The sequence below is a fragment of the uncultured Lutibacter sp. genome (assembly GCF_937891065.1).
Classification (GTDB): domain Bacteria; phylum Bacteroidota; class Bacteroidia; order Flavobacteriales; family Flavobacteriaceae; genus Lutibacter.
This window is the reverse complement of sequence record NZ_CALAEQ010000261.1, coordinates 1-1,972: the sequence shown is the minus strand read 5'-3', so window position 1 is coordinate 1,972 and position 1,972 is coordinate 1. Positions and strand designations below refer to the sequence as shown.

2 protein-coding genes are annotated in these 1,972 nt (G+C 29.0%); both read left to right on the top strand.

Annotated elements, in window-relative coordinates; translation table 11 throughout:
• The first annotated feature begins 37 nt into the window (after positions 1 to 37).
• On the top strand, positions 38 to 859 hold the full coding sequence (murQ, locus tag Q0352_RS13735) for an N-acetylmuramic acid 6-phosphate etherase (protein ID WP_299528425.1): 822 nt from the start codon (positions 38 to 40) through the stop codon (positions 857 to 859).
• A gap of 1 nt (position 860) precedes the next feature.
• Positions 861 to 1,925, top strand: a complete 1,065-nt coding sequence (locus Q0352_RS13730) for an anhydro-N-acetylmuramic acid kinase (RefSeq protein WP_299528423.1) — start codon at positions 861 to 863, stop codon at positions 1,923 to 1,925.
• Positions 1,926 to 1,972: the final 47 nt, after the last annotated feature.

Below are 1,972 nucleotides of genomic sequence, written 5' to 3'. Positions count from 1 at the left end.
TTAACAATATTAAGTTTAATTATTGTACAAAATAAAAATGAAAAATAAACCAACAACTGAACAAGCATCAAATTACAATAATCTTGAAAAAATGGGCACATTTGAATTGCTCAAAAATATAAATACTGAAGATAAAACAGTCCCAAATGCAATAGAAAAGGTGATTCCTTCCATTGAAAAATTAGTAGACATTATTTATGCTAAAATGCATGAAGGTGGACGCTTATTTTATATTGGAGCAGGAACTAGTGGAAGATTAGGGGTTTTAGATGCTTCTGAATGCCCACCAACTTTTGGTGTTCCACACAATTGGGTAATAGGATTAATTGCTGGTGGTGATTCTGCGCTTAGAAAAGCGGTTGAAAATGCGGAAGATGACCCTAATTTAGCTTGGAAAAATTTAAGTACGTTTGATATTTCTGATAAAGATATTTTAGTAGGTATTGCAGCTTCAGGCACAACTCCGTATGTAATTGGCGCACTTAAAGAAGCAAAAAAACATAACATAACAACAGGCTGTATTGTTTGTAATGAAAACAGTCCCGTATCTGATGTAGCTGACTTATCCATTGAAATAATTGTAGGTCCTGAATTTATAACTGGAAGTACTAGAATGAAAGCTGGAACAGCTCAAAAATTAGTCTTAAATATGATAACAACTTCAGTTATGATTAAATTAGGCAGAGTTGAAGATAACAAAATGGTACACATGCAACTCAATAATAAAAAATTAGTAAATCGTGGAGTTCTTATGCTCATGGATGAACTTCATATTGATCAAGATTTAGCTTCTGAACTTTTAGAAAAATACAAAAGTGTAAAAAATGTTTTAGATAATTATAAAAGTAAATTTTTATGATATGAAAAAATCTACAAAAAATATAATTGGTGTAATGAGCGGAACTTCATTAGATGGAATTGATATTGCATATGTAAAAATTAATAATACTAATAATTATACTTTTGAAATACTAAATGCAGCTACTATACCATACACAAAAGAATGGAAGTCTGCTTTAAAAGAAGGGTTTCATTTATCGGGTGAAAAACTTAACAAATTAGATGCGGATTATGGTGTTTTTTTAGGAGAAACCATTCAAAATTTCATTGAAGAAAATAATATTAAAAACATCGATCTTATTGCTTCACATGGCCATACAATTTATCACAATCCAGCAAATAATTATACGCTTCAAATTGGAAATGGACCTTATATTACTTCAATAACGGGTATAAAATCAATTTGCAATTTTAGAACTCAAGATGTTGCTCTTGGCGGTCAGGGTGCACCATTAGTTCCTATTGGAGATCTATTATTATTTTCTGAATATGATTATTGCCTAAACTTAGGTGGATTCTCAAATATATCTATGAATGAAAACAATCAACGAATTGCTTATGATATTTGCCCAGTAAACATTGTTTTAAACCATTATGTAACCTCATTAAATCTTGAATACGATGATAAAGGATTAATAGCTGGAAGTGGTACTATTGATTTATCATTATTAAACGAGTTAAATTCTTTGCCTTTTTATAATGATTTAAAACCAAAATCTTTAGGTTACGAATTTATAGTTGAAACAATTTTTCCTATCATAGATAAATACAGACTTGAAATAAAGGACATATTAAGAACTTTTATTGAACACGTTGCTATGCAAATTACAAGAAAAGTAGATTCAAACTCTTCAAAAAATATACTTGTTGCTGGTGGAGGTGCTTACAATACATTTCTTATTGAAAGAATGCAATATTATACAAAAACCAAACTTATAATACCTAATGATACCATTATCAATTATAAAGAAGCATTAGTGTTTGCTTTATTAGGTTTTTTAAAAGACGAAGGTAAAAATAACTGTTTAAAAAGTGTTACTGGAGCAAGTAAAGATCATAGTAGTGGTATTATTTACGAGTTTTAATTTTAAAAATAAAGAATCAAAATGTCTTCAAAAAACTTAGACTTAGA